This window comes from Methanosarcina baikalica (assembly GCF_031461075.1).
GTDB classification, from domain to species: Archaea; Halobacteriota; Methanosarcinia; order Methanosarcinales; family Methanosarcinaceae; genus Methanosarcina; species Methanosarcina baikalica.
This window is the reverse complement of sequence record NZ_JAVKPK010000132.1, coordinates 1-2799: the sequence shown is the minus strand read 5'-3', so window position 1 is coordinate 2799 and position 2799 is coordinate 1. Positions and strand designations below refer to the sequence as shown.

The following is a 2799-nucleotide window of genomic DNA, read 5'->3' as shown; positions in this document are numbered from 1 at the left end:
CTGCTTACCTTCAACACATTCCTTTGTGCTTCAAAATAATTGTCTTTACAATAATTTAGCAGGCAACTATAAAAACTGCACATCGAAAAGTGATATTTACGTAAACCCACTATTTGCAGACCAGAAAAATCACGATTATCATCTTCAATCAAGAGGTGGAAGATGGAATGGAAAAACCTGGGTTAAAGACAAAGTGAGTTCTCCTTGCATTGATGCAGGATATCCGTCCTCTGATTATTCTAATGAACCTGAAGATAATGGAAACAGGATCAACATAGGGAGATATGGGAACACAATCTATGCATCAAAATCGAAGCATTAATGCGTCTGATCTATGTTGCTCCTCTTGTCAAGAATCCCAAAGAACTTGCAGTTGCCGTGGTAAAAATAACATCGATGAAAGTACCAGAGTTGTTATGGGAGAAAATGGCCGCAGATACATCGTTGAGAATCACAGGTGGGATGTAGTTGCAAGAACTAGTTTGTACACCTGCAACGATATCACTTGATAATGTTCTTTAATTATAGTGGTACATACTGTGCAAAGGCAAATGCTTAAGCTTTGTACCATTTTTATTTCAGAGCTTATCCCAAAACCCAAAATTACTACTCTAAATCTCTAATTTTGAATAATCAATAGAGTTTCTGATCATGAAAAATCCTTATACCCTTATTGGGTAGTGTGAATGAATTATTGAAAAACATAAGCATAAGAATCTCTCCACGTTTTCCTCAAATATGGGAGATGTGCTTGCTTTTTCGGAATTGATCAATGACTCACGTACACGACCCTTTATTGATTAAAGAATAAATATGGTTTTTGGGATGAACTCTTTGATATTTTTTAGGGTCCATTTCCTCATTTTTTGAATTTGTTAGCAATAATTCTTATTTAACAATAATTTTTAGGGCATTGGTAAACAAAAATAGGTATATATACTTATAACCTATATTTCTGCATGAATTGCCCAAAATGTAATAGTTCCAGTCACAAAAAGAATGGAATAGTTGGCGGGCGTCAACGGTACAAATGCTCTGATTGTGGCTATAACTACACAGTAGAGTTGAAATCAACTGCTTTTTCCGCTTCTGTAAAAAGACAGGCTTTACAACTCTACCTTGAAGGATTGGGCTTTCGCTCAATAGGACGATTTTTAGGGGTAAGTCATGTTTCTGTCCAAAGATGGATAAAGAAATTTGGTCAGGGGTTAGAGGACCTAAAAAGTGAAAATGAGATCTCTATTGTTGAAATGGATGAAATGCATACTTACATCGGTAACAAAAAAAATATTGCTGGATCTGGATTGCTGTTGATAGAGGTGGGAAAAAGTTCATCAACTGCTCTTTTGGTAGCAGAGGAACGGAAACTGGACAACTACTCTGGGAAAAATTAGAGAAGAAAGAGATTGGAGAAGTGATGACAGATCACTGGAGGGCATATGCAGAGTTCCTTTCTGAAACGATTCATACTCAATCCAAAGCAGAAACGTATACAGTTGAAGGATATAATAGCATATTGAGGCACTTTCTGGCAAGGTTGAGAAGAAAGACAAAGTGTTATACTAAGAGTCTTGAAATGCTAAAGTACTCGGTTCTTCTATTGATGAAATACAGAAATAAAGAGTTAATTATGTTTAGTTAACAATGCCATTTTTAGATCTCTTTTTGTTTTTTAATTGCCTGACTCCACTCTGGCACAGAAAATAAAAATTAATTTTTTTGACAAAATAGCATCAAATACTTTTCTGAATAAAGTCTTATATATTCTGCTCGGTAATATTTTCTCTTTTTCATAAATTTTAATGTAATTATTCAGCCTGGGTAAAACAACCTCAATAGCCATCTTTCATAAGATTAAAGAGGCAAATTTCTCTGAATTAGTTTCCGTTAATTATTGGCTATTGATTGCGTTTTTTATTTTTTCATTGGTTAGTAATCACACTTATTTGTGATGTCAAAATCAATATCAATCAACTGATTTTTGATAGGCTGAATAGTTACATTTTAATAAAGCTTTTTGTGACCTGGTTTTTGTCCAAAATATTGATTGACTCTTCTTATAATTTTCAAAACTGTCTAAAAATTTACCAACTTTGCACAAATATTTTTATAAGATGACTGTCTAAATTACAGTACAGACTATAGAAATTTAATCAGATGGTAAAACTAAATTTCTTCATCATGTTTTCACGGGGGAATTCGTGTAAATTGGAAGAATTGGCCTGAAAAACACGGAGATTTATTCGGAATTCCATATTATCTCATTTGATTAGATTCAGTAACTATTGGCATGATAAATTGCCTCTGATATGAATAATTTCTTCCGATAATTTTCTATAGTCTTGAAGTTCGGAGAGTGGATACTATTTGCAAAACCTTGTCCAATATATCGGAAATAGAGTAATAAATTTGTATAAATTTTTGACAGACAGTAGTAAATTTTGCGGGGATCCAGATACATCACCACATGAATATCTGTCTAACAGAGATAATAATGAATTTTGTTATGACCGATTCCAGACGATGTCGATGTTAAAACGAGAATTAGGAATTCTTTTCGTGGTGGGTTGCCTTATCCTTGCAAGCGCTCCTACGGCTTTCTGCATGACTCCTGCACCAATAGTATACGTTGCGGGGGATGGTACTGGGGATTTTAACTGCGATGGAAAAGATGATCATGTACAGATAAATAAGGCTTTAAAGTTTGTGGCAGATAAATCTGCATATACAACTGTTCATCTCAAAGGACCGTTTACATACGTTATTGATGACACTCTTCTTATCGGTAGCGACACTATT

General features: G+C 34.3%; 2 protein-coding genes and 2 pseudogenes. All 4 read left to right on the top strand.

From position 1 onward, the window contains the following. A pseudogene (locus RG963_RS16340) lies at positions 1-322 on the top strand (hypothetical protein); the annotation flags it as partial. Beyond that, positions 322-468, top strand: a complete 147-nt coding sequence (locus RG963_RS16335) for a hypothetical protein (protein WP_310577339.1) — start codon at positions 322-324, stop codon at positions 466-468. The pseudogene RG963_RS16340 and the gene RG963_RS16335, both read left to right, overlap by 1 nt. A 491-nt stretch (positions 469-959) precedes the next feature. Continuing rightward, positions 960-1642, top strand: a protein-coding gene (locus RG963_RS16330; protein WP_310577338.1) for an IS1 family transposase whose coding sequence is annotated in 2 segments (ribosomal slippage) — positions 960-1280 and positions 1283-1642 — 681 coding nt in all. Because the reading frame shifts where the segments join, the coding sequence is not laid out codon by codon here. Between the two features lie 887 nt (positions 1643-2529). Further along, positions 2530-2799 (top strand): annotated as a pseudogene (locus tag RG963_RS16325) (hypothetical protein); the annotation flags it as partial.

Bases quoted from the DNA above. Each gene is read 5' to 3' on its own strand.
- RG963_RS16335 (WP_310577339.1), top strand. From the start codon at position 322: ATGCGTCTGATCTATGTTGCTCCTCTTGTCAAGAATCCCAAAGAACTT.